Annotated in this window: 3 protein-coding genes, 1 tRNA gene and 1 pseudogene; 4 read left to right on the top strand and 1 reads right to left on the bottom strand. The window is 46.2% G+C overall.

What is annotated here, in order from left to right:
* A pseudogene (locus IM477_RS06715) lies at positions 1-123 on the top strand (zinc ribbon domain-containing protein); the annotation flags it as partial.
* Positions 124-291: 168 nt separating this feature from the next.
* Positions 292-1,197, top strand: a complete 906-nt coding sequence (rimK, locus tag IM477_RS06720) for a 30S ribosomal protein S6--L-glutamate ligase (protein WP_190723380.1) — start codon at positions 292-294, stop codon at positions 1,195-1,197.
* 168 nt (positions 1,198-1,365) lie between these two features.
* Here rimK and IM477_RS06725 read toward each other — a convergent pair whose 3' ends face one another.
* Positions 1,366-2,421 carry an ABC transporter ATP-binding protein gene (locus IM477_RS06725; protein ID WP_287731037.1) on the bottom strand — a complete coding sequence of 352 codons (1,056 nt, stop codon included), beginning with the start codon at positions 2,419-2,421 and terminating at the stop codon, positions 1,366-1,368.
* 123 nt (positions 2,422-2,544) lie between these two features.
* Between IM477_RS06725 and IM477_RS06730 the strand changes: the two genes are divergently transcribed.
* Positions 2,545-3,225 (top strand): nucleoside phosphorylase-I family protein, encoded by a 681-nt coding sequence (locus tag IM477_RS06730; RefSeq protein ID WP_287731038.1) that lies wholly within the window; start codon positions 2,545-2,547, stop codon positions 3,223-3,225.
* 54 nt (positions 3,226-3,279) lie between these two features.
* Positions 3,280-3,361, top strand: a tRNA-Leu gene (locus IM477_RS06735).
* Positions 3,362-3,724: the final 363 nt, after the last annotated feature.

Raw genomic sequence — 3,724 nt, forward strand, 5'->3', positions numbered from 1 at the left:
AACGCCTTGGGAGAGTCCGGCCTCTGGATTCTTAATGGAGACATTGAGAATCTAAGCTGTCTCGTTGAACAAGGAATTTCCGATAGTGATAGGTCAAGAATCCCCCGTCACAGCGTAGCTTGACGGTGGGAGTATGTCAATTAACCTAACTGTTCAGGGGGAACTGTCAGCGCCATAATAATCGATGGACTTCGATCGAGAGCAGAAATTTTATGAGTTGCCGGCCAAAAAAGCCAATATGGGGTAATAACGAGCTATTCAGTTTTAAAAGCAATATTTAAGCAAAAATTTATGAAAATCGCTATTTTATCGCAAGACGCTTCTCTTTACTCGACCAAGCGACTGAAAGAAGCGGGAGAAGCCCAAGGCCATGAGGTACGAGTGATCAATTATTTGCGCTGTTACATGAACATCACCTCCCATAAACCCACGGTTGTCTATAACGGTAAACCCTTGGAGAGTTTCGACGCAATTATTCCCCGCATTGCCGCCTCAAAAACCTTCTATGGAACCGCAGTCGTCCGACAATTCGAGGTGATGAATGTTTTTACTACCAACGACTCGCAAGCAATTTCTCGGTCGCGGGATAAATTGCGTTGTCTGCAAATCCTCGCTCGGGAAGGGATCGGTTTACCTGTGACGGGAATTGCCCACGCAACTCAAGATATCGATGGTTTAATCGAAACCGTCGGCGGCACCCCTCTAGTGATTAAATTATTAGAAGGAACCCAAGGTATTGGGGTAGTCTTAGCGGAAACCGATCAAGCAGCCAAGTCAGTTATTGAAGCTTTTCGGCAATTAGAAGCTAATATCCTAGTACAGGAATATATTAAAGAGGCCAGTGGGGCAGATCTGCGCTGTTTTGTCATCGATGGAAAAGTGGTGGCCTCGATGAAGCGACAGGGGGCCGAAGGGGATTTTCGTTCTAATCTTCACCGCGGTGGTAAGGCAGAAAAGGTAAAATTAACCCCGGAGGAACGCAGTACGGCCATACGGGCCACTAAAGCCATGGGTTTACGGGTTGCGGGTGTGGACTTATTACGGTCCAATCATGGGCCTGTGGTTATCGAGGTCAATTCCTCTCCCGGTTTAGAAGGAATAGAAGCAGCCACCAGTGTGGATGTGGCTAAAAAAATTATTGATTTTGTCGCTAAAAATGCCCCCCTAGTCCTAAATCGCGATCGATATCAATATTAGCCGTCAGCCTTGGATCAGTTATCAGTTATCAGTAATCAGTTATCAGATGTGAGTTTTCAGTCAATAGTATTAAGCGATAAGCTCGGAGCTGCCTTTTTACTGAAAAAAATCTCCCCACACCCCACACCCTACACCCCACACCCCTTAAACAGGATTTAGTATCAGTTATCAATCGGCAAATACGCGGACGCTATCGGGAATAATCGATAGTTTTACCTTTGTACCGATGTCTAATTGGGTGTTAATCGTTGTTCTAGCGTGGATTTGGCTGCCGGTGGCCGTTAGCAGACAATAACGGTATTCCCGTCCTAAAAATTGGCGATCGCAAATAACCAGATCTCCCGTCTCATCCGGTTTAATTTTGACATCTTCCTCTCTCAGCATCAATTCCCCTTTGTCCAAATCTTGACCATCGGCAATTTCCCAGACTCCTATCTCGGTTTGCCATTGTTCCCCCTCCCGTCTAGCGGGGAGAAAATTCGCTTGGGTGACAAACTCGGCCACAAATCGCGAGGCCGGATGACTATAAATTGCTTCGGGATTGTTAATTTGTTCTAATTTTCCTTGACAAATGACTGCAATTGTGTCACTGATCACCATTGCCTCCTCCCGGTCGTGGGTGACAAAAATGGCCGAGATGCCGGTCGCTTTCAGGATATGACGGATCTCGTGCCGTAACCGTTGCCGTACCTGCACATCGAGATTACTTAAAGGTTCATCTAAGAGGATTAAAGAGGGTTTTGGGGCTAAAGCGCGGGCGAGGGCGACTCTTTGCTGTTGTCCTCCCGATAGCTGATGGGGATAACGTTTTTCTAGTCCTTGCAGTCCGACTAAATCCAAAGTTTCCGCCACCCTAGCGTTAATAGCTTTGGTCGATAATTTCTCCCCAGAATTTTTTAACCCGAAGGCGATATTTTCAGCAATGGTTAAATGGGGAAAAAGAGCGTAATCCTGAAAAACCATGCCCGTATTGCGTTTTTCCGGGGGAATAAAGGTTTTTTCGTCGGCAACTATTCGCCCTCCCAATTCAATCACTCCTTGAGATGGTTTTTCAAATCCCGCAATCATCCGGAGTAGAGTGGTTTTACCGCAGCCCGACGGACCCAATAATCCGAGAATTTCGCCCTCTGTTAAACTAAAACTGATATTATCGACAGCTAGAGTAGTAGAAGCGGGAAAACGCTTGTTAACCTCGGATAAACGCAGAATGACAGACTTTTTCATGGTGGGAAAGACAATCGCCCAGTCAGTGGCGGGGCTATTTACTTAAGAATTATTCCTAATTAGTTCACTATTATTGTTTATAACATCTCAATGGACTAATTAGGAAACTTTCTCAAAAATTTCATGCTCACACCTGAAGATATTATTCTCGTTCCCCGGGGGGCCGAGCATAGCTCAATCCGTCGAGGATTAAGAAACATCGGCGATTTAGCCCCGCAAATTATCCCGATTAACCTTGGTGCTCCAGAATTCCTCGACAGTTCCCCAGTCTCTAAGCTATCTCTAGAATTTCTTAATAAGCTCAAAGGAAAAATTGTGCTGATGGGATTAGCGGGCAGTCTCAGCGATCGCTATCGAGCCGGAGATGGGGTAATCTGTCAAGGTTGTGGCCTAGAAAAGGGGAATTATTGGCAGTGCGAACCAGAAATAACCGCAGAAATCGCCCAATTAACCGGATATAGCCTCGTTAAAGGTTTAACCAGCGATCGCCTGATTAGCCAGTCCGAGGAAAAACGACGTTTAGGACAGGGGGGCTATGAGGTGGTCGATATGGAAGGAGCAAAGATTTTAGCGGCTTTATCGGGGCAAAAAGTGGCAATTGTGCGCGTGATTAGCGACGAGGTGACGCAGGATTTACCCGATTTAGCCCCGGCAATTGATAATCAAGGTCAGCTGCTACCATTGCCCCTAGCTCGACAAATGTTAATCCGTCCCATCCCGGCCTTCCATTTGATTCAAGGTTCCCTAAAAGGTTTATCCGTACTAACTCAGGTGGTGCGAAAGTTGTGCGGCAGTAATTTTTAAAAGTTGCTTGCAGATTATTTTTTTTCTGTGCTATAGTGGTTAGGCTAAAATCAAGCGGATGTGGTGGAACTGGTAGACACGCACGTTTGAGGGGCGTGTGGCTTACGCCTTGCGAGTTCGAGTCTCGCCATCCGCATAAACTTTTATCTGCCCTCCGACAAGAATTGCCCTTGTCACCTTGAATGTCGGCAGGATGCCCCCGTTACACCCGTAGGGTTAGCGGGGGAGTCGCTCTTTTCCCCGTGGTACTAACGGTAATCGTCCCATCTTTCTCGACAAAGCGGAAGATTCGAGCGTCACAGTCGAAACTTGTTGAGGTGAAGTTCTTGACCTTTTTCCCCTTCTGTTTCGCCGTCAACCCCTACAACCTACTTAGGGCTTGCTGAATAATGGTAAAACCCTTTTAAAATAAGGCTTTTGACCTGTTAAAATCCGATGTTCATGCTGCGAAAATAGGATTGGAACCTTCAAAAACCTGGCATTATCCTTCTTATAGTAC

It is taken from the genome of Microcystis sp. M090S1, assembly GCF_020246295.1.
GTDB classification, from domain to species: domain Bacteria; phylum Cyanobacteriota; class Cyanobacteriia; order Cyanobacteriales; family Microcystaceae; genus Microcystis; species Microcystis aeruginosa.